The organism is Lentzea aerocolonigenes (assembly GCF_000974445.1).
In the GTDB taxonomy this organism is placed as follows: Bacteria; Actinomycetota; Actinomycetes; order Mycobacteriales; family Pseudonocardiaceae; genus Lentzea; species Lentzea aerocolonigenes.
On sequence record NZ_BBOJ01000022.1, the window covers coordinates 77,205 to 93,898 of the forward strand.

Genomic DNA, 16,694 nt, shown 5'->3' on the forward strand with positions numbered 1-16,694 from the left:
CCGAGTGGGCAGGTGACATGCGAGCCGAGGAACGCAAACGGCGGATCCTGGCCAGGGCCCGCGCCGACGGTCGCGTCGACGTGGTGGAGATGGCGCACGAACTGCGCGTCGCCCCGGAGACGGTCCGGCGCGACCTCCGCGTGCTCGACGAGCACGGCCTGGTGCGGCGCACGCACGGTGGCGCGATCCCGGTCGAGAGCGCCGGGTTCGAGACCGGGCTGAGGTTCCGCGCCGGGTCGCACGTGCCGGAGAAGCGGCGCATCGCGAAGGCCGCCGCCGAACGGCTCGACGACGCCGAGACCGTGTTCATCGACGAGGGCTACACACCGCAGCTCGTCGCGGAGGCGTTGCCCACCACCAACCCGCTCACGATCATCACGGCGTCGCTGCCGACCGCGGCGGCGATGTCCGAGCACCCGTCGTGCACCGTCCTGCTGCTGGGCGGGCGCGTCCGGGGTCACACACTGGCCACTGTGGACCACTGGACCACGAGGATGCTGGGCGAGATGGTCATCGACCTCGCCTACATCGGTGCCAACGGCATCTCCCGCGAGCACGGCCTGACCACGCCCGACCCCGCGGTCGGCGCGGTGAAGGCCAAGGCGCTCGGCTCGTCCCGGCGGAAGATCTTCGTCGGGGTGCACACCAAGTTCGGCGTGTCCAGCTTCCACCGGTTCGCCGAGGTCGCCGACCTGGAGGCGATCGTCACCGACAGCGGCCTCTCCGCGCACGAGGCCCACCGCTACTCCCTGCTCGGGCCCAAAGTGCTCAGAGCCTGAGCACTTTCCAGCCCGACCCCCACGCACACCCCCGAACCCCCGGCGGGCTTGTTCAGCGCGCCCGGAAACCATTCCCCCGGAAGGAAAGACGATGTCGTCGATCCGCTCAACCCTTCGCACACTCGGGGCCGCCACCGCTGTGCTGCTCCTGGCTTCCGCCTGTTCCGGCGCTGGAGGCGGTGGGGGTGGCTCCGACTCGGTGAACGTCCTGATGGTCAACAACCCGCAGATGCAGGACCTGCAGAAGCTGACCGCGGACAACTTCACCAAGGAGACCGGCATCAAGGTGAACTTCACCGTGCTGCCGGAGAACGACGTCCGCGACAAGATCAGCCAGGACTTCTCCAGCCAGGCCGGGCAGTACGACGTGGCGACGATCTCCAACTACGAGACGCCGATGTACGCCAAGAACGGCTGGCTCGCGGCGATGGACGACTTCGTGGCCAAGGACAGCGCGTTCGACCAGGCCGACATCCTCACGCCGATCAAGCAGTCGCTGACCGCCGCGGACGGCAAGGTGTACGCGCAGCCGTTCTACGGCGAGTCGTCGTTCCTCATGTACCGCAAGGACCTCTTCGACGCCAAGGGTGTCACGCTGCCCGAGAAGCCGACGTGGCAGCAGGTCGCCGAGGCGGCCCAGAAGGTCGCCACGCCCGAGGTCCGCGGCATCTGCCTGCGCGGCCAGCCGGGCTGGGGCCAGGTGATGGCGCCGCTCACGACGGTCGTGAACACCTTCGGCGGCACGTGGTTCACCAAGGACTGGCAGGCGCAGCTCAACGCGCCGGAGTTCAAGGAGGCCACCAAGTTCTACGTCGACCTCGTGCGCAACCACGGCGAGGCGGGCGCGCCGCAGGCCGGGTTCGCCGAGTGCCTCAACAACATGACGCAGGGCAAGGTCGCGATGTGGTACGACGCCACGGTCGCCGCCGGTCTGCTGGAGGCCGACGACTCACCGATCAAGGGCAAGCTCGGCTTCGCGCAGGCACCGGTCGTGAAGACCGACACCTCCGGCTGGCTCTACACCTGGGCTTTCGGCATCCAGAAGGCGTCCAAGAAGCAGGAACAGGCCTGGAAGTTCATCTCGTGGGCGTCCGGCAAGGGCTACGAGGAGCTGGTCGGCAAGACCCTCGGCTGGGCCAAGGTTCCCGACGGCAAGCGCTCGTCGACCTACCAGCGCGCCGAGTACAAGCAGTCGTCTGGTTCGTTCGCCGCGGCCGCCGAGGCGGCGATCAAGGGCGCGAAGCCGAACGACCCCGGTGTGCAGCCGCGGCCGGCCCCCGGCATCCAGTTCGTCGGCATCCCCGAGTTCACCGATCTGGGAACGCAGGTGTCGCAGCAGATCAGCTCGGCGATCGCGGGCGCGGTGTCCGTGGACGACGCGCTGAACAACTCCCAGGGGCTCGCGGAGAAGGTCGCCGCGAAGTACAAGGGGCAGTGAGATGGCAGTCCTCGACTCCATCTCGACGGGGAAGCGGTCGGTCGCCGACCGGCCGCCTCCCGTCCCCCGCAAGCGGTATCCGAAGTGGGCGACGCGGGCGCCGCTGCTGCCCGCGCTCATCTTCCTGATCATCGTGACGCAGCTGCCGTTCGTGGCGACGCTGGTCATCTCGTTCATGAAGTGGAACTCGCTCGACCCGGCCGGGCGCGGGTTCGCCGGGATCGACAACTACGTGAACGTGTTCACCGACCCCGACCTGCGGTCCTCGGTGGTCAACACGATCGTCCTGACGGCGTCGGTGGTGCTGATCAGCCTGCTGCTCGGGCTGGGCCTCGCGTTGTTGCTGGACAAGAAGTTCGCCGGTCGCGGGTTCGTCCGCACCATGCTCATCGCGCCGTTCCTCGTGGTGCCGGTGGCGTCCGCGCTGATCTGGAAGCACGTGCTCTACAACCCGGAGTACGGCCTGTTCAACGGAGTCCTGAACTGGCTCGGCTTCGACGCCCAGCCGGACTGGATCAGCACCATGCCGATGACGGCCGTGGTGGCGTCGCTGGTGTGGCAGTGGACGCCGTTCATGATGCTGATCCTGCTGGCGGGCCTGCAGAGCAAACCCGTGGAACCCGTCGAGGCGGCCCGGATCGACGGCGCGTCGCCGTTCCAGGTCTTCCGCTACCTGACGTTCCCGCACCTGCGGCAGTACCTGGAGCTCGGCGGGCTGCTCGGGTCGATCTACATCGTGCAGAACTTCGACGCGGTCTTCACGATCACGTCCGGTGGCCTGGGCACGGCGAACCTGCCGTACATGATCTACCAGACCTTCTACCAGGCCCACGAGTACGGCGAGGCGTCCGCGGCCGGCGTGATCGTGGTGGCGGGGTCGATCGTCATCGCGACCTTCGCGCTGCGCGTGGTGTCCTCGCTGTTCAAGGAGGCGAAATGAGGCGCATCTGGGGCGTTGCGGCCTGGTTCTGCGGAATCCTGTTCTTCCTGCCGGTCGCGTGGATGGTGCTGACGTCGCTGCACAGCGAGTCCGACGCGGCGACGAACCCGCCGTCGCTCGCGGCACCGCTGACGTTCGACGGCTACGCCGAGTTCTTCGACGCGGGCGCGTGGCCGCCGTTGATCAACTCGTTCAGCGCCTCGATCGGGTCGACGATCATCGTGCTGCTGCTGGCGATCCCTGCCGCGTACGCGTTGTCGATCAAGCCGGTGGAGAAGTGGACCGACGTCCTGTTCTTCTTCCTGTCCACCAAGATGATGCCGGTGGTCGCGGCGCTGCTGCCGATCTACCTGATCGCGCAGTTCGCCGGGATGCTCGACAACATCTCGTTCCTGACGCTGCTGTACTGCTCGATGAACCTGCCGATCGCGGTGTGGCTCATGCGCTCGTTCCTGTCCGAGGTGCCGCGCGAGATCCTGGAGGCGGCGTCGATCGACGGCGCCGGGCTGATCACGATCCTGCGCCGGATCGTGGCACCCGTGGCCATGCCGGGCATCGCGGCGACGGCGTTGATCTGCTTCATCTTCAGCTGGAACGAGCTGCTCTTCGCACGGGTGCTCACCGGTGTCGTCGCCGGCACCGCGCCCGTGTACCTGACCGGGTTCGTCACGTCGCAGGGCCTGTTCCTGGCCAAGGTCTGCGCCGCGGCGGTCGTGGTCTCTCTGCCGGTGCTCATCGCCGGGTTCGCCGCCCAGGACAAGCTGGTCCAGGGCCTTTCGTTGGGAGCGGTCAAGTGAAAGCAGCAGTGATCACCGGCGTCGGGTCCGTCGAAGTGACCACTGTGGACGATCCTGCCTGCGGTCCGCGTGAAGTGATCGTCGACGTGGCCGCCTGCGGACTCTGCGGAACGGACCTCCACATCCTGCAGGGCGAGTTCGCTCCCACCCTGCCGGTCGTGCCGGGCCACGAGTTCGCGGGCACCGTCGTCGAGATCGGGTCGCAGGTGAACGAGGTGAGGGTCGGCGACCGCGTGGCCGTCGACCCGTCGCTGTACTGCCACGAGTGCCGGATGTGCCGTTCCGGCAAGAACAACCTGTGTGAACGCTGGGCGGCCATCGGTGTCACGACGTCCGGTGGCGCGGCGGAGTTCGCCGTCGCGCCGGTGGCGAACTGCGTGAAGCTGCCCGACCACGTGCGGACCGAGGACGCGGCGTTGATCGAACCGCTGTCGTGCGCGGTGCGCGGGTACGACGTGCTGCGGACGCAGCTGGCGTCACGGGTGCTGATCTACGGCTCGGGCACCATGGGCCTGATGATGCTCCAGCTCGGCAAGCTGACCGGGGCGTCGTCGATCGAGGTGGTGGACCTCAACGCGGAACGGCTGGAGACCGCGGTCAAGTTGGGTGTGTCCGCGGTGGCGGGGTCGGCGGACGAGCTCGACCGGCCGGAGGGCTGGGACGTCGTCATCGACGCCACCGGCAACGAGAAGGCCATCCAGGACGGCCTCGGCCGGGTCGCGAAGGGCGGCACGTTCCTCCAGTTCGGCGTCTCCGACTACTCCGCGCGGGTCACGATCGAGCCGTACCGGATCTACAACCAGGAGATCACCATCACCGGCTCGATGGCGGTGCTGCACTCGTTCGAACGGGCGGCGGACCTGTTCGCGACCGGAGTACTGGATCCGGAGATCTTCATCAGTGACAGGGTGCCGCTGACCGACTACGCGGGGGCGTTGGACCAGTTCAAGGCGGGTAAGGGACGCAAGATCCAGGTGCTGCCGTGATCTTGGCTTGAAGTAGTCGCAAATGTTCGTGGGCACTCGTGTATCCAGGCGAGTGCCTGCGACTCCTTCCTGACATGTCGAAGTCCGGGCAGAAGGTAGTACCGCCGTACTTTTCGCACATGTCCGACGAAGAGCTCCTGTCGTGGTACGCGGAGCTTCAGGCGCGGGCGATGAGCCCGCAGCCTGGGGACGTCGATTTCGACCACACCCACCAGGCCGCCAAGCCGATGGCCGTTGAAGAGTTGCGCCACCGGATCATGACGTTCCAGGGCTGGCCTGGAGGAATCTCCACGCTGGACGAAGGCTCGCCCTTCCACAACCTGTGGCACTGGCTCAGCGACTGACCCGAAGCGAGGTCGTCCTCGCTCGGGTCATCGGCGCGTTGGTGGCCGCCTGTGTGCTCTTCGCCGTCGTGCACACAGCGGTCACCGGCGCGGTCGCGCATCCGCGGAACTGGCTGGTCGCGTTCGCCTGCACCCTGCTCGGGGTGCGGGTGATCGGCCACGTCCGCAGGTCGGCCGTCGGGTGGTTGCTGCTGGCCATGGGCGTGTTCGGCGCGGTCGCCGTCGCGGTCGCGGGCCAGCCGGAGGACCATCCCGCCCGGTGGGTCGAGGCGTGGGTCTGGTGGCCCACGTACGCGTTGTTGCCCGCGGTGGCACTGGTCTTCCCGAACGGCAGGCCGTTGACCAACCGCTGGTGGATCGCGATCGGTGCGTCGCTGTTCAGCGCTGTCGCCGGCACGATCGGGATCGCTTGGGCGTCGTGGGGTGATCCCGCCGGCTTCTGGCAGTCCCGCGGTGGCGGCCTGGCCAAGACGATCACGCTGGTCGCGGTGCTCGCGGCGGGGATCGCGGTGGTCGCGGCCGTCGTGTCGTTGTTCCTGCGCTGGCGCCGGGCCGAAGGAGACGAACGCCGGCTGCTCGTGTGGGCCGTCGCGTTGCTGGGACTGGCCGTCGTGGCGACCGTTGTGGAAACCACGGACGGGCACGTCGCGTGGATCATCGGTGTGCTCGCGTTCCCTGCTGCTGCGGTGATCGCCATCGTGCGGTACGGGCTGTACGACATCGGGCTGCTCATCCACCGGTCGTTGCTCTACGGCTCGTTGACCGTCGTGCTGCTGCTCGTCTACCTCGGCGTGATGGTCGGCGCGGGCGAGCTGTTCACGAACGACGCCGAGGTGATCGGTGTGGTCGCGGCGGGACTGGTGTTCGCGCCGATCCGCAGCTGGTTGCAACGCAGGCTCGACCTGTGGCTGTTCGGTCAGCGCACCGATCCTTATGTCGCTTTGTCGACTTTGAGCGAGAAGCTCGAACGGTCGCAGGACGTGCTGCCGACGGTCGCGCAGACCGTGGCCGAGTCGTTGAAGCTGCCGTACGTGGCGATTCGCGGTGGCTCGGTGCTGGCCGAGCACGGACGCAGCCGCGGGTGGCCGCAGCTGCGTTTTCCCATGACGTACCGGGGATCGTCGGTCGGTGATCTCGTCGTCGAGCCGCGGGCGCCCGACGAACGGCTGAGCGACCGCGAGCTGAGTCTCCTCGTCGACCTCGCCCGGTCCACCGCACCTGCCGCGCAGTCGATCAAGCTGACCGCCGACCTGCAACTCGCACGCGAACGGCTCGTGCGTGCGCGCGAAGAAGAACGGCTGCGGTTGCGACGCGATCTGCACGACGGCGTTGGGCCCGCGCTGGTCGGGATCCGGTTGCAGCTCAAGGCGTTGCGCCGGTCGCTGGGCGAGGTGCTGGACCCGGTGCTGGCCGACGTCGACACGACCGCCGTCGAGGTGCGCAGGCTCGTGGACGGGCTGCGGCCGCCGATCCTCGACCAGGGACTGGCGCTGGCCGTGCGCGACGAGGCCGCGCGGTTCAACGGCGACCTGACCGTTCAGGTGGAGGCCGAGCAGATCGACGGCCTGTCCGCGGCAGTGGAAGTCGCCGCCTACCGGATCGTCGCGGAGGCGTTGACCAACACCGCACGGCATTCGGGCGCCTCGAAGTGCGTGATCACCGTCCGGGCGGACGGCGATCTCGTGGTGGAGATCGTGGACGACGGACGCGGGGTCTCGGCTGATTCCAAGCCGGGCGTGGGCCTCGACTCGATGCGAGAACGCTGCGCGGAGCTGGGTGGATCGTGCACAGTGGGACCCGCGCAACCACACGGGACACGGGTGGTGGCAAGGATCCCGCTGGAGGCCCAGTAAATGGACGCTGTGACGCGGGTCGTGATCGCGGACGACCACCCGGTGTTCCGGCGCGGGCTCAAGGCGTTGCTGGACGGCGAGGACGGGCTCTCCGTGGTCGGTGAGGCCGCGGACGGGCTTTCGGCCGTGCGGGTCGTGCTCGACCTGGAGCCGGACGTCGTCGTGATGGACCTGCACATGCCCGTGCTGGGTGGCGTGGACGCCGCGAAGCAGATCCTGGAGACGTTGCCTTCGTTGGGAGTCCTCGTGCTGACGATGCACGAGGACGACGAGCTGGTGTTCGCGGCGATGAAGGCCGGTGCGCGCGGATATCTCGTCAAGACGACCGACGACGACGAGATCGTGCGTGCGGTGCAGGCGATCGGGGCCGGCGAGGCGATCTTCAGCGCCACCATCGCGCAACGGATGATGGGCTACTTCACCGCGATCTCGTCGTCCAAGGCCGTGCTGTTCCCCCAGCTCACGGACCGCGAACGGGACGTGCTGGAGCTGATGGCGTCCGGGCTGGACAACACCTCGATCGCGCACCGGCTCTCGCTGTCGGGCAAGACCGTGCGCAACCGGGTGTCCGCGATCTTCACCAAGCTGCAGGTCGCGGACCGCGCGCAGGCCATCGTGCGCGCCCGTGAGGCCGGGTTGGGAAGTCCCTCTTAAGTCGGGACACCGGTCACCTGACGGCGGGACAGCACCCCCAGTGAGATTGGCGTATCCGCCAAAGGGGGCCCGATGGACATCACCTGGGACGTCGCACACGCGCGGCTCAGCCACGAACGAATGCTGCACATCACGCAAGCGCTCATCTCGATGCGACCCGAGACCGTGACGCTGGGCGGGGGCGAACCGCTCACCGTGCCCGGCCTGTTCGAGATCGTCGAGCAGTTCCGCGCCGCCGGCATCGACGTCGTCCTGCGCACGTCCGGCAAGTCGCTGCACCCGTCGATGGTGCGCACGCTGCTGGTCTCGTGCTCGCGCATCGAGGTGTGCGCGATGTCGTTCACCCACGCCATGCACGCGCTGCACCTGCTGGAGATCGGTGCCGCCAAGCTCGACCGGCACGCGGTGTTCGGCCTGGACGCCACGGGCATCCGGCGCGGGTTCGACCGGCTGGAGGAGTTCTGCGCCACGACCGCGTTCGAGCTGCCGCATCTGGCGTTCATCGCGTTCAGCGACACCATCGGGTCCGACCACGCGCAGTACCTTCAGTCGCTGGCGCCTCAGACGGTGCGGGTGACCGTGGAGACCGCGAACACCTCGGTCGTCAGAGCGAGTTGATCAGGGCGCGCCAGGCGGTCGTGGAGAACGCGAGAACGTCACCGCTCGCGTTCTTCGTGTCCCGCACGAGCGCGTCCTGAGCGAGCGAGACCTCCACACAGCTTTCGGGACCACCGCCGTCGCTGTAGCTGCTCTTACGCCAGGTCCGTTCCGCCGCCATGAGGGTCCTCTCGAAGTCCGCTGACGTACTCCGCCAGCTTGCGCTTCGATTGTTCCGCATCTAGGGCGACGGCATCCAGCCGCTCGAAGAGTCGCCTGGCCCGCGCGACGGCGACGTTGTCCTGCGCCCAGATCTGAGCGGTGTCGGAGTCGCTGTACACGACCGGAGCAGCCTTGCCGAACTCATACAGCGTGGCAGGAGAGCGGAAGGCGCAGACGTTCGCGGGTACGACCCGCAGAACGTGGGTGTTGAAAAGAAGACGCAGGTACTGGTCTTCACGAAGACGCGCATCACCCATCGGCAGCCGCAAGGCCAATTCGTGCACGTAGAACACGCATTCCGGCCGATTGGGCCGCCTCATGATCGTTTGCCGGTCGATGCGCGCTTGGACAAGCGTCTCGATGTCCACCGGTGCTTCGATGTAGGAGTCGACGAACAGCTGGCGCGCGTATTCCTCCGTCTGCATGAGGCCGTGCACGGTCAGGACGTTGTAGGCGAAGATCTTCGTGGCCATCGCCTCGGTCATGGCGAGTGTCCGCACGTTGTCCGGAACCTGCGCGAAGTACAGATCGAAAGCGTTGTAGTAGCGACGTCGGAACTCGTCGATGAAGTCGATGTCCTTGCCGCACGTCGCCAAGTACTGCACGACATCGACATCACTCGCCCGCACCTTGCCGAGCTCGATGTCGGACACCTTGCTCGGGTCCCAGCCCAGCTGGATGGCCATCGCACGGCCGTGGAGCGTTGTGCTCGTCTCCCTCAATCGGCGGAGCTCATCGCCGAGTTCCCGGCTGCACGGGGTGGAAATGATCGCGGTCATGCCCCTCGACGTTAGGGCTTGGATTCATTCCATGGCAGCGGCTCATTCGGGTGAAAACGGCGTCGAGCTCGCGTTCGTCCTCGGCACCGCCGAGCCGGGGTCGATGCCGGAGAACGCCAGTCCGATGACGAACCCGGCGACTTCTTCGAGCTGCCGGGCACGCCTCAGCCCTCCGAGCACCGCCGGCCGTGCGCCCACGTCGCGCACCAGGTCAGCGGTGATCCGCAGCGCGTCCTCGTGGTCACCGGCGAGCACCACCGTCACCGGCGCGCGGCCCTCGTCCCACTGGTCGGCGGGAAACACGTGGAACGCCTTGACCACTCGGGCACCCGGTGCCCAGCCGGCGACGTGTTCGGCCGCCGACCGGCCGTCCGGGGTGAGCAGCTCGCCGACGCCGTGGGCGACCGCGTTGGTGGGGTCGATCAACGGCGTGCCGGCCAGCGAACCCTCGGCCGCACCGGCGCTGCGCAGGGCGTCCGGGACCCCGTGCCACGACACGGCGAGCAGCACGGCGTCCCGCCCTGCGACCGCTTCTGCCGGGGTGACGGCCCGCGCCGCCCCCATTCGCGCGGCCGCCGCCGCGGCCTTGTCCGGTGAGCGACCGCCCACCAGCACCTCGTGCCCTGCGCGGACCCACCTCGTGCCCAGCGCGACGGCCAGGGTGCCCGTGCCCAGAATTCCTGTTCGCATGAGAGCTAAGGTAGAAGGCCGATGCACACCGATCGGTAGGAAACGGACCCGCGAGCATGGCGCCATGAACGACGAGTTGCTCGTGGACTGCCGGCTGCGCGCGGCCACGGACCTGTTGTCCCACACCTGGGACCCGGTCGTGCTCGCGGGACTGCGCGGCGGGCCGCGGCGCCGTTCCGAGCTGCTCCTCACGCTGGGCGGTCTCAGCGACAAGGTGCTGACCGAGACCCTGCGCCGGCTGCGGGCCAACGGTCTGGTCGAACGTCGCAGCGACCCGGCCGCGCCGGCCCGCGTCGACTACCGGTTGAGCGCGCTGGGCGTGAGCCTCGTCGAAGGTCCACTGCGTGAGCTGGGCCGGTGGATCGTCGAGCACGGCGACGAACTGCTGGAGGCACAGGAGCGGACCACCCCGTCGGCGGTCTGAGCGCTCAGAAGATCTCGCCGCGGGCAGCGAACACGCCCTCGATCGGCTGCTTCGCGCCCAGAGCGAGCCGCAGCAGCACACGAGCCTTGCGCGGGCACAACCATCCCGCCATCACCGCGCCGCGCGCGATCAGGTCCGACTCGGACCCGGTGAACCCGTAGGTGGCACGGAACGTGGTGCCCGCACCGGTCCGCGACGCCACGACCACCGGGAAGCGGGCCCGTGAGATCGCTTCGGCCATGCCCGCCGAGACGTGTCCGACACCCGTTGCGGCGACGACGACTCCGCCGACGTTGAGCCAGTCGAGGAGCGAGCCGTCATCGTCCAAAGTGGCCTCGATGAGCGGAACCGCCGGCACGTCCAGAGGTCGTGACAACGCCGGCAGCTGGTGCGCGGGGTGGAAGTACCGCGGTGCGCCCTCGACGACGAGTCCGAGCGGGCCGGGGAACGACTCGAAGGCGTTCAGCAGACTGCTGTGCCCCTTGCGAACCCAGCGAGCGGCGTGGATCTCGTCGTTGAGCACGAGCAACGACCCGCGCCCGCGGGAGTTGCGGGCCGCCGCGACCGCCACCGCCGCGGCGAGGTTGGCCGGGCCGTCCGCGCTGGGCAGGCCGGGGTGCCGCATCGCGCCGGTCACGACGACCGGTTCCTCGTGCGGCCACAGGCAGTCGAAGAAGTACGCGGTCTCTTCAAGGGTGTCGGTGCCCTGAATGATCACGACACCGGCAGCGCCCCGGGAGACCTGCTCGTCGGCCCAGTCGAAGGCCTCCAGCAGCGTCAGGAACGTGAGCGAGGCGCCGGGAGTCGTCGCCAGGGTGGCGATCTCGCCGACGTCGAGGCCTGCGACGAGGTCCTTCGCGCCGAGTGTCGGTGACACCGCGCCGGAGCCGGTCATCGTGATCGTGCCGCCGAGCGATGCCACCGCCACCCGTGAGTCCATGACCTCACTCTAGGGTCACTGGCGCCAGTACGTGATGTTGCGGAAGCGGGCCTCCGCGCGGCCGCTGCCGTGGTGGTACACACCGTTCTTGAAGTAGCGCGTCGCCGGACCTTCGTCCGGGTGAGTCAGCTTCAACGCGCCGTTGTAGTAGGTCCTGACCGTGCCGCGCCCGCCCGCCACGGCGGTGTGCTCGACGCGGATCCGGAACCACTTGTTGTAGATGCCGGTCGCGATGACCTGGTTGCTGTCCTTGCGCAGGGTGCCGCCGTTGATGTTGGCGACGTTGAGCATCACGTCGGTGGCGCGCGTGCCGTCGGGCCTGCTGCCGCGCAGGATCTGCACGACCGTCGGGCCGCTCACGCCGCTCGGGATGTAGATCTCGCCCTCCCAGGCGCGGGAGCCGCTGGAGTACTCCTGGTTGAACCGCATCTCGGTGCGCGGATCCGTTGGGCTGCCTTGGGTGTGGGGCTGGTCGTAGTCGTAGACCCACATCGTGTGCACGCCGCCCTCGAACTTGTAGCGGGCGCTCAGAGCCAGGTTGTACGGCTTCTGCATCGTGTAGGTGTACGGCGCCGAGACCCACTGCGCGGACACCTCCTGGGCGGCAGGCGGCTGAGCGAGGGCCTCAGCCGCCGGTGCCACGATCAGGGGTGCGGTCAGGGCGAGCGCGAGAACGGAGCGGCGCGTGTGGAGTGCAGGGGTTTCCACGGTGAATCCCTCCGACCTTCGATAAGTGGTCTGTACCACTTTGAGGGCACGGAGGCGGAGGGATCAATACCTGGTTCCAGTTCCGGAACGAGATTCAGATGGGCGAACTGTTCACAGGCCTGAACGCAGCTCATCGAAGGACGGGAACTTGGTCGCGATGTCGCTGCCGGTGAAGTTCCCGATCCAGCCGTCGTCGTCGTGGAAGAACCGGATCGACACGTAGTCGGGCGTGGTGCCCATGTCGAACCAGTGCGTGGTGTTCGCCGGCACGCTCAGCAGGTCGCCCGCCGTGCAGAACACCGCGTACACCTTGTCGCCGATGTGCAGGTAGAAAACCCCTGAGCCACGGGCGAAGTAGCGGTCCTCGTCGTCGTCGTGGGTGTGCTCGGCGAGGAACTTGTTGCGGAACTCGACGGCCTTCGCGCGGTACTCGTCGGTGTCCGCCGGCGCCATCTCCATCGCGTCGACGTAGGTGTAGCCCTCCGTCTCGCTGACGCGGGCGATGTCCTTTTCGTAGACCTGCAACGCGTTCTCGGCGGTCACACCGTCCACAACGGACCACCGGTGGAAGCGCACGCCGTGCTCCTTGAGCGCGGTGGCGATCTCCTCGGCGTCGGCCGTGCGCAGGACGGTCTCCTCGGGGCCGGAGTCCGGCCACACCGTCAGCAGCGTCATGAGTGCCTCCCCGTAAAGATGTCTCGCGTCTCCACCTTGAAGCGCAGCAACCACTCCAGGCATTCCAGGCGGTGCCGGGCCTGCACCAGGTCGTCGCCCCACACGTACACGCCGTGCCGCGCCACGATCAACGCAGGGGTTCGGGGGTCGAAGCCCTTCTCGAAGGCATCTCCCAGTTCGAGCATGTCCTGCGAGTTCTTCACGACCGGGATGACGACCTCCTCGTGGTCGTACCGGCCGAATCCCTTGAGCATCTCGAGGTCCTGGAGGACCACGCCGTCCGGCCAGTGCTCGGCGGCGACGACCGGTGCCAGCGCGTGGACGTGCACGACCGCGCCCGCTCCCGCCACCCTGGCGATCCTGGCGTGCAGTCCGGCCTCGGCGGACGGGATCTTGTCGCTGTCGACCGCGTTGCCGTCGGCGTCGATGACGACGCTGTCCTCAGCGGTGATCTCGCCCTTGTCGACGCCGCTGACGGTGACCGCGAGCCGCAGCGGATCCCGTTGCAGCACAACGGAGAGGTTGCCGCTCGTGCCACGCATCCAGCCCATCTGCGCGAAGCGGACGCACTCGCGGGCGAGCTCCGCCGTCACGAGAGCTCCCAGACCGTCGGGTGGGGCGTGAAGTCGGCGTTGCCGTACGGCTCACCGGCGCGCGCGACGCCGACGGTCTTCCAGCCGGCTTCCTGCGCGGCGTGCAGCTCAGCCGGAACGTCGCTGTAGAAGGTGATGTCGTCGGACCCGAGCACCTCAGCGATCTTGTGGTACGACGCGGCCTCGCGCTTCGGACCGGCGTTGACCGTGTCGAAGTGGTGCTCCAGCAACGGGGTCAGGTCGCCGTCGGTGGTGTGCTTGAAGAACGCGATCTGGCCCGCGACCGAGCCGCTCGAGAAGATCGCGAGCTTCACGCCGTCGTCGTGCCACTTGCGCAGCGCGGGGACGACGTCCGGGAAGAACTCCGCGACGAGGTCGCCCTGCGCGTAGCCCTGCTGCCAGATGAGACCCTGCAACGTCTTGAGGGGCGTGACCTTCTGGTCGGCGTCCATCCAGTCGTGCAACGCCTTCACCACGTCGTCGTGGCCGGCGAGCTCCTTGATCTGCCGCACGGCGTCGGCGACCACCGGGTCGTCACCGTGCTGCTCGATCCACGGCCCGAGCCGCGGGCGCGCGTAGTCGTAGAGGACGACCAGCACCTGGTCCGTCGCGCTCAGCGTGCCCTCGATGTCGAGCACGACCCACTTGCTCACCGCTGTTCTCCCTCGTAGTACTTGTCCAGCTCCCCGGCGCCGAACACCCCTCGATCGGTCACGACGTCCGTGACGAACCGGGGCGGCGTCACGTCGAACGCCGGGTACAGCCCTTTCACCCGCGGCGTGGCACTCGGCCTGCCGAGCACCTGCAGCACCTCGGCGCCGTCGCGGTACTCGATCTCCACGTGCTCCGTCGTGGGCGCCGCGTGGTCGGGTGCCTGCACCTGGGCGTGGAACGGTACGCCGAACGCGTGCGCTGCCACGGCCAACCCCAGTGTGCCGACCTTGTTCACGACGTGCCCGTCCATGGTGACCCGATCGGCCGCCGTGACCAACGCGTCGACCGCGCCGCTTTGCAGGACGGCCGCGCCCATGCCGTCGGTGATGAGCGTGGTGTCGACGCCCATCTCGATCAACGTCTCCGCGGTGAGCCTGGCTCCCTGCAGGTAGGGCCTGGTCTCGGTGCAGAAGAACTTCAACGTCTTGCCCTGGTTCTGGGCCGCCCTGACCGTTTCCGTCAGGTACAGGTCGGCCCAGCAGTGCGTCATGACCGTGGCGTTGTCCGGCAACAGGTTCGCGGTGTGCTCACCCAGCGCCTGGCTCTTGGCCCGGTACGCGTGGTCGCCGGTTTTGGCGCCCTGCAGGGCGTTGGTGACGTCCTGGGCCTCGTCGACCGCTTTGAGGACCGCCGCGGTCGCCTTGCGCAGGGCGTTGTTGGTGCGCCTGGTGTTTTCGAGCAGGTGGGCGGTCTGCGCGAGCTGTGTGCGCGCTTCGGCGAACGGCAGGCTTTCGAGGGTGCGGGCCTTGAGCACCATGCCGTAGAGCGCCGCGAAGTACGGGCCCGAGGACTGGGTGACCATGTCCTCGATGGCCCGCGCGACGTCCTCGGCCGTCCGGCACAGCACCCAGTTCCGCTCGAACGGGAACTGCCGGCGGTCCAGGATCAGCACACCGTCGTCGGTGAGCCGCACCGAGTCGGCGAGCACCGGCTGCATCAGCTGTACCCGGTGTGGGCGGGGCGCGCGCCGGTCAGGAAGTGCTCGCCGACCTCGCGGGCCTTGTAGACGACCGGGTCGTGCAGCGTGAGCGTGCGGGCGTTGCGCCAGAAGCGGTCGACGCCGTACTTGGCGGCCGTTCCGCGCGCGCCGACCTGTTCGAAGATGCGGCTGGTGACCTCGTTGACGAGCTTGGTGCTGACGACCTTGGCCGCGGAGATGGTGACCGCGACCTCCGCCCGCTTCGCCGCGGTGAGGTGGCGGCCGAGCTCGGTGGCTTCGTGGAGCTGCCTTCCGGCTTCGTCCGCGAGCAGCCCGGCGGCCCTCGTCTGGGAGACCATCTCGCCGTAGGCCGCGACGATGTACGGGTCCTCGGTGGCGGTCTCGACCCCGCTGACGAACCACGGGCGGGTCTTCGTGCGGGTGTAGTCGGCGGCCTCGGCGAGCGCGCCCTCCGCGATGGCGACGTAGAGCTGGGCGAGCACGACCTGGAAGCCGATGGCGGCGAGGCTGATGCGCGGGTCCTCGTTCGCGGGCTGCACGCCGAGGATCTCGGTGACCTCGACGTTCTCGAAGGCGACGCCACCGGAGGCGGTGAGGCGCTGGCCGATGTTGTCCCAGTCGTCCAGGTAGGTGATTCCCGCGGCCTTGCCGTCGAGCAGGAACGTGAGCTTCTCGCCGTTGTCCGTGCGGGTGGCGCTGACGACGATCCGGTCGGCCACGGAGGCGCCGGTGGCGAACGTCTTGCGGCCGTTGAGGAGGAAGCCGGTGCCCTTCGGCGTCAGTTCGAGGGCCGCGTCGAGGGGGTTGCTGACGCCTGCCCAGAACTGGTCAGCGGCCTTGCTGAACGGGACGTCGAACAGTCCGCTGCGCCAGATCTGCAGGTAGTGGTACCCGAGGAGGTGTCCGACGTTGGCGTCGGCGGCCCCGACGATCCGGTTGATCTTCTGCTGGGTGGCCCAGTCGCTGACGTTCAGCAGGCCGCTCTGCCGGAGCAGTTCCACCTCTTTGGCGGGTGGCTGGTTGGCCCGGTCCCTGTCCGCCGCGTCGGACCTGAGCGTCGCCGCCACGTCGTGCGCGACGTCCAGCCAGTTCGTCATCCCTGCTCCTCTCGGTGGTACCCGGTCCAACTTACTTCTTCACACCACCGGGCTAACCACGATGTGAGAGAGACCGTCCGCTGGCAGACTGCCCGCGCACCCCGCACGACGGGGACTTGAACGCTAGGGAGCAATTGGTATGGCGCAGGGCACCGTTAAGTGGTTCAACGGCGAGAAGGGCTTCGGATTCATCGCGCAGGACGGCGGCGGTCCGGACGTGTTCGTGCACTACTCGCAGATCGAGGGTCAGGGCTTCAAGTCGCTGGAGGAGAAGCAGCGCGTGGAGTTCGAGATCGGCCAGGGTCAGAAGGGACCACAGGCGCAGGCCGTCCGCGCCGTCTGAGTGTTTCCGCCAAGCCCGTCCGGCGTTCGTCGCCGGGCGGGCTTTTTGCGGTCAGCGCGGCCGACATGCGGGCGCAGCGTGCCGCCGTCCGTGACCAGCGACGGCAGCACGCCCGCGACGCCGAACTCCTCTCTGGTCGCCCTCCACACCCCCTGACCTGGGCTTCCCAAAATTGTCAGAC

At 68.2% G+C, this 16,694-nt stretch carries 21 protein-coding genes; 11 read left to right on the forward strand and 10 right to left on the reverse strand.

Annotated elements, in window-relative coordinates; genetic code table 11:
* Positions 1 to 17 precede the first annotated feature (17 nt).
* The 9 genes from AOM45_RS36635 (at position 18) to AOM45_RS36675 (ending at position 8,409) form a co-directional block, all read left to right on the forward strand.
* Positions 18 to 779 (forward strand): DeoR/GlpR family DNA-binding transcription regulator, encoded by a 762-nt coding sequence (locus AOM45_RS36635; protein WP_030469624.1) that lies wholly within the window; start codon positions 18 to 20, stop codon positions 777 to 779.
* 91 nt (positions 780 to 870) lie between these two features.
* Positions 871 to 2,217, forward strand: a complete 1,347-nt coding sequence (locus tag AOM45_RS36640) for an ABC transporter substrate-binding protein (protein WP_030469625.1) — start codon at positions 871 to 873, stop codon at positions 2,215 to 2,217.
* A 1-nt stretch (position 2,218) separates the two neighbouring features.
* Positions 2,219 to 3,157, forward strand: a complete 939-nt coding sequence (locus tag AOM45_RS36645; protein WP_030469626.1) for a carbohydrate ABC transporter permease — start codon at positions 2,219 to 2,221, stop codon at positions 3,155 to 3,157.
* Positions 3,154 to 3,954, forward strand: a complete 801-nt coding sequence (locus AOM45_RS36650) for a carbohydrate ABC transporter permease (RefSeq protein WP_030469627.1) — start codon at positions 3,154 to 3,156, stop codon at positions 3,952 to 3,954. The genes AOM45_RS36645 and AOM45_RS36650 overlap by 4 nt, the downstream gene beginning before the upstream one ends.
* Entirely contained in the window at positions 3,951 to 4,940 is a 990-nt protein-coding gene (locus tag AOM45_RS36655; protein ID WP_030469628.1) for a zinc-dependent alcohol dehydrogenase family protein, read from the forward strand. The genes AOM45_RS36650 and AOM45_RS36655 overlap by 4 nt, the downstream gene beginning before the upstream one ends.
* 119 nt (positions 4,941 to 5,059) lie before the next feature.
* Complete coding sequence (locus AOM45_RS36660) at positions 5,060 to 5,284, forward strand: hypothetical protein (RefSeq protein ID WP_156094032.1); 225 nt, start codon at positions 5,060 to 5,062, stop codon at positions 5,282 to 5,284.
* Complete coding sequence (locus tag AOM45_RS53170; RefSeq protein WP_030469630.1) at positions 5,263 to 7,137, forward strand: sensor histidine kinase; 1,875 nt, start codon at positions 5,263 to 5,265, stop codon at positions 7,135 to 7,137. Before AOM45_RS36660 ends, AOM45_RS53170 begins: the two co-directional genes overlap by 22 nt.
* Entirely contained in the window at positions 7,138 to 7,791 is a 654-nt protein-coding gene (locus AOM45_RS36670; RefSeq protein WP_030469631.1) for a response regulator transcription factor, read from the forward strand.
* Between the two features lie 72 nt (positions 7,792 to 7,863).
* On the forward strand, positions 7,864 to 8,409 hold the full coding sequence (locus tag AOM45_RS36675) for a radical SAM family protein (RefSeq protein WP_030469632.1): 546 nt from the start codon (positions 7,864 to 7,866) through the stop codon (positions 8,407 to 8,409).
* Here the strand turns inward: AOM45_RS36675 and AOM45_RS50065 are convergent.
* From AOM45_RS50065 to AOM45_RS36685, 3 genes are read right to left on the reverse strand one after another with little or no spacing between them, the layout of a single operon-like run.
* A complete protein-coding gene (locus AOM45_RS50065) occupies positions 8,396 to 8,569 on the reverse strand; it encodes a DUF397 domain-containing protein (RefSeq protein WP_081902341.1) in 174 nt (57 codons plus the stop codon). The two genes, AOM45_RS36675 and AOM45_RS50065, sit on opposite strands and share 14 nt — an antisense overlap.
* Positions 8,544 to 9,389, reverse strand: a complete 846-nt coding sequence (locus AOM45_RS36680; protein ID WP_030469633.1) for a helix-turn-helix domain-containing protein — start codon at positions 9,387 to 9,389, stop codon at positions 8,544 to 8,546. Before AOM45_RS36680 ends, AOM45_RS50065 begins: the two co-directional genes overlap by 26 nt.
* A gap of 42 nt (positions 9,390 to 9,431) precedes the next feature.
* Positions 9,432 to 10,079: an NADPH-dependent F420 reductase gene (locus AOM45_RS36685; protein WP_030469634.1), complete on the reverse strand. Its 648-nt coding sequence runs from the start codon at positions 10,077 to 10,079 to the stop codon at positions 9,432 to 9,434.
* A gap of 64 nt (positions 10,080 to 10,143) precedes the next feature.
* Between AOM45_RS36685 and AOM45_RS36690 the strand changes: the two genes are divergently transcribed.
* Positions 10,144 to 10,503: a winged helix-turn-helix transcriptional regulator gene (locus AOM45_RS36690; RefSeq protein ID WP_051784004.1), complete on the forward strand. Its 360-nt coding sequence runs from the start codon at positions 10,144 to 10,146 to the stop codon at positions 10,501 to 10,503.
* Positions 10,504 to 10,507: 4 nt separating this feature from the next.
* On the opposite strand, the gene AOM45_RS36695 is transcribed toward AOM45_RS36690, so the two are convergent.
* The 7 genes from AOM45_RS36695 to AOM45_RS36725 all read right to left on the reverse strand — a co-directional run bounded on the left by AOM45_RS36695 (position 10,508) and on the right by AOM45_RS36725 (position 16,170).
* Positions 10,508 to 11,443: an asparaginase gene (locus AOM45_RS36695; RefSeq protein ID WP_030469636.1), complete on the reverse strand. Its 936-nt coding sequence runs from the start codon at positions 11,441 to 11,443 to the stop codon at positions 10,508 to 10,510.
* Positions 11,444 to 11,458: 15 nt separating this feature from the next.
* Positions 11,459 to 12,151: a polysaccharide lyase family 7 protein gene (locus AOM45_RS36700; RefSeq protein ID WP_030469637.1), complete on the reverse strand. Its 693-nt coding sequence runs from the start codon at positions 12,149 to 12,151 to the stop codon at positions 11,459 to 11,461.
* Between the two features lie 111 nt (positions 12,152 to 12,262).
* On the reverse strand, positions 12,263 to 12,826 hold the full coding sequence (locus AOM45_RS36705) for a 1,2-dihydroxy-3-keto-5-methylthiopentene dioxygenase (RefSeq protein ID WP_030469638.1): 564 nt from the start codon (positions 12,824 to 12,826) through the stop codon (positions 12,263 to 12,265).
* Positions 12,823 to 13,419, reverse strand: coding sequence for a methylthioribulose 1-phosphate dehydratase (mtnB, locus tag AOM45_RS36710; RefSeq protein WP_269083671.1), 597 nt, complete (start codon positions 13,417 to 13,419; stop codon positions 12,823 to 12,825). Before mtnB ends, AOM45_RS36705 begins: the two co-directional genes overlap by 4 nt.
* Entirely contained in the window at positions 13,416 to 14,072 is a 657-nt protein-coding gene (gene mtnC, locus AOM45_RS36715) for an acireductone synthase (RefSeq protein ID WP_030469640.1), read from the reverse strand. The genes mtnB and mtnC overlap by 4 nt, the downstream gene beginning before the upstream one ends.
* Positions 14,069 to 15,070, reverse strand: a complete 1,002-nt coding sequence (locus AOM45_RS36720; RefSeq protein ID WP_030469641.1) for a s-methyl-5-thioribose-1-phosphate isomerase — start codon at positions 15,068 to 15,070, stop codon at positions 14,069 to 14,071. Before AOM45_RS36720 ends, mtnC begins: the two co-directional genes overlap by 4 nt.
* Complete coding sequence (locus tag AOM45_RS36725) at positions 15,070 to 16,170, reverse strand: acyl-CoA dehydrogenase family protein (protein WP_030469642.1); 1,101 nt, start codon at positions 16,168 to 16,170, stop codon at positions 15,070 to 15,072. Before AOM45_RS36725 ends, AOM45_RS36720 begins: the two co-directional genes overlap by 1 nt.
* Before the next feature lie 139 nt (positions 16,171 to 16,309).
* On the opposite strand from AOM45_RS36725, the gene AOM45_RS36730 reads away from it, so the two are divergent.
* Complete coding sequence (locus tag AOM45_RS36730; RefSeq protein WP_030469643.1) at positions 16,310 to 16,513, forward strand: cold-shock protein; 204 nt, start codon at positions 16,310 to 16,312, stop codon at positions 16,511 to 16,513.
* Positions 16,514 to 16,694: the final 181 nt, after the last annotated feature.

What these genes read in the sequence shown, in the direction of transcription:
- AOM45_RS36635 (WP_030469624.1), top strand. Translation starts at nt 18, where the DNA reads ATGCGAGCCGAGGAACGCAAACGGCGGATCCTGGCCAGGGCCCGCGCC.
- AOM45_RS36640 (WP_030469625.1), top strand. Translation starts at nt 871, where the DNA reads ATGTCGTCGATCCGCTCAACCCTTCGCACACTCGGGGCCGCCACCGCT.
- AOM45_RS36645 (WP_030469626.1), top strand. Translation starts at nt 2,219, where the DNA reads ATGGCAGTCCTCGACTCCATCTCGACGGGGAAGCGGTCGGTCGCCGAC.
- AOM45_RS36650 (WP_030469627.1), top strand. Translation starts at nt 3,154, where the DNA reads ATGAGGCGCATCTGGGGCGTTGCGGCCTGGTTCTGCGGAATCCTGTTC.
- AOM45_RS36660 (WP_156094032.1), top strand. Translation starts at nt 5,060, where the DNA reads ATGTCCGACGAAGAGCTCCTGTCGTGGTACGCGGAGCTTCAGGCGCGG.
- AOM45_RS36670 (WP_030469631.1), top strand. Translation starts at nt 7,138, where the DNA reads ATGGACGCTGTGACGCGGGTCGTGATCGCGGACGACCACCCGGTGTTC.
- AOM45_RS36675 (WP_030469632.1), top strand. Translation starts at nt 7,864, where the DNA reads ATGGACATCACCTGGGACGTCGCACACGCGCGGCTCAGCCACGAACGA.
- AOM45_RS50065 (WP_081902341.1), bottom strand. Translation starts at nt 8,569, where the DNA reads ATGGCGGCGGAACGGACCTGGCGTAAGAGCAGCTACAGCGACGGCGGT.
- AOM45_RS36680 (WP_030469633.1), bottom strand. Translation starts at nt 9,389, where the DNA reads ATGACCGCGATCATTTCCACCCCGTGCAGCCGGGAACTCGGCGATGAG.
- AOM45_RS36685 (WP_030469634.1), bottom strand. Translation starts at nt 10,079, where the DNA reads ATGCGAACAGGAATTCTGGGCACGGGCACCCTGGCCGTCGCGCTGGGC.
- AOM45_RS36690 (WP_051784004.1), top strand. Translation starts at nt 10,144, where the DNA reads ATGAACGACGAGTTGCTCGTGGACTGCCGGCTGCGCGCGGCCACGGAC.
- AOM45_RS36695 (WP_030469636.1), bottom strand. Translation starts at nt 11,443, where the DNA reads ATGGACTCACGGGTGGCGGTGGCATCGCTCGGCGGCACGATCACGATG.
- AOM45_RS36705 (WP_030469638.1), bottom strand. Translation starts at nt 12,826, where the DNA reads ATGACGCTGCTGACGGTGTGGCCGGACTCCGGCCCCGAGGAGACCGTC.
- AOM45_RS36720 (WP_030469641.1), bottom strand. Translation starts at nt 15,070, where the DNA reads ATGCAGCCGGTGCTCGCCGACTCGGTGCGGCTCACCGACGACGGTGTG.
- AOM45_RS36725 (WP_030469642.1), bottom strand. Translation starts at nt 16,170, where the DNA reads ATGACGAACTGGCTGGACGTCGCGCACGACGTGGCGGCGACGCTCAGG.
- AOM45_RS36730 (WP_030469643.1), top strand. Translation starts at nt 16,310, where the DNA reads ATGGCGCAGGGCACCGTTAAGTGGTTCAACGGCGAGAAGGGCTTCGGA.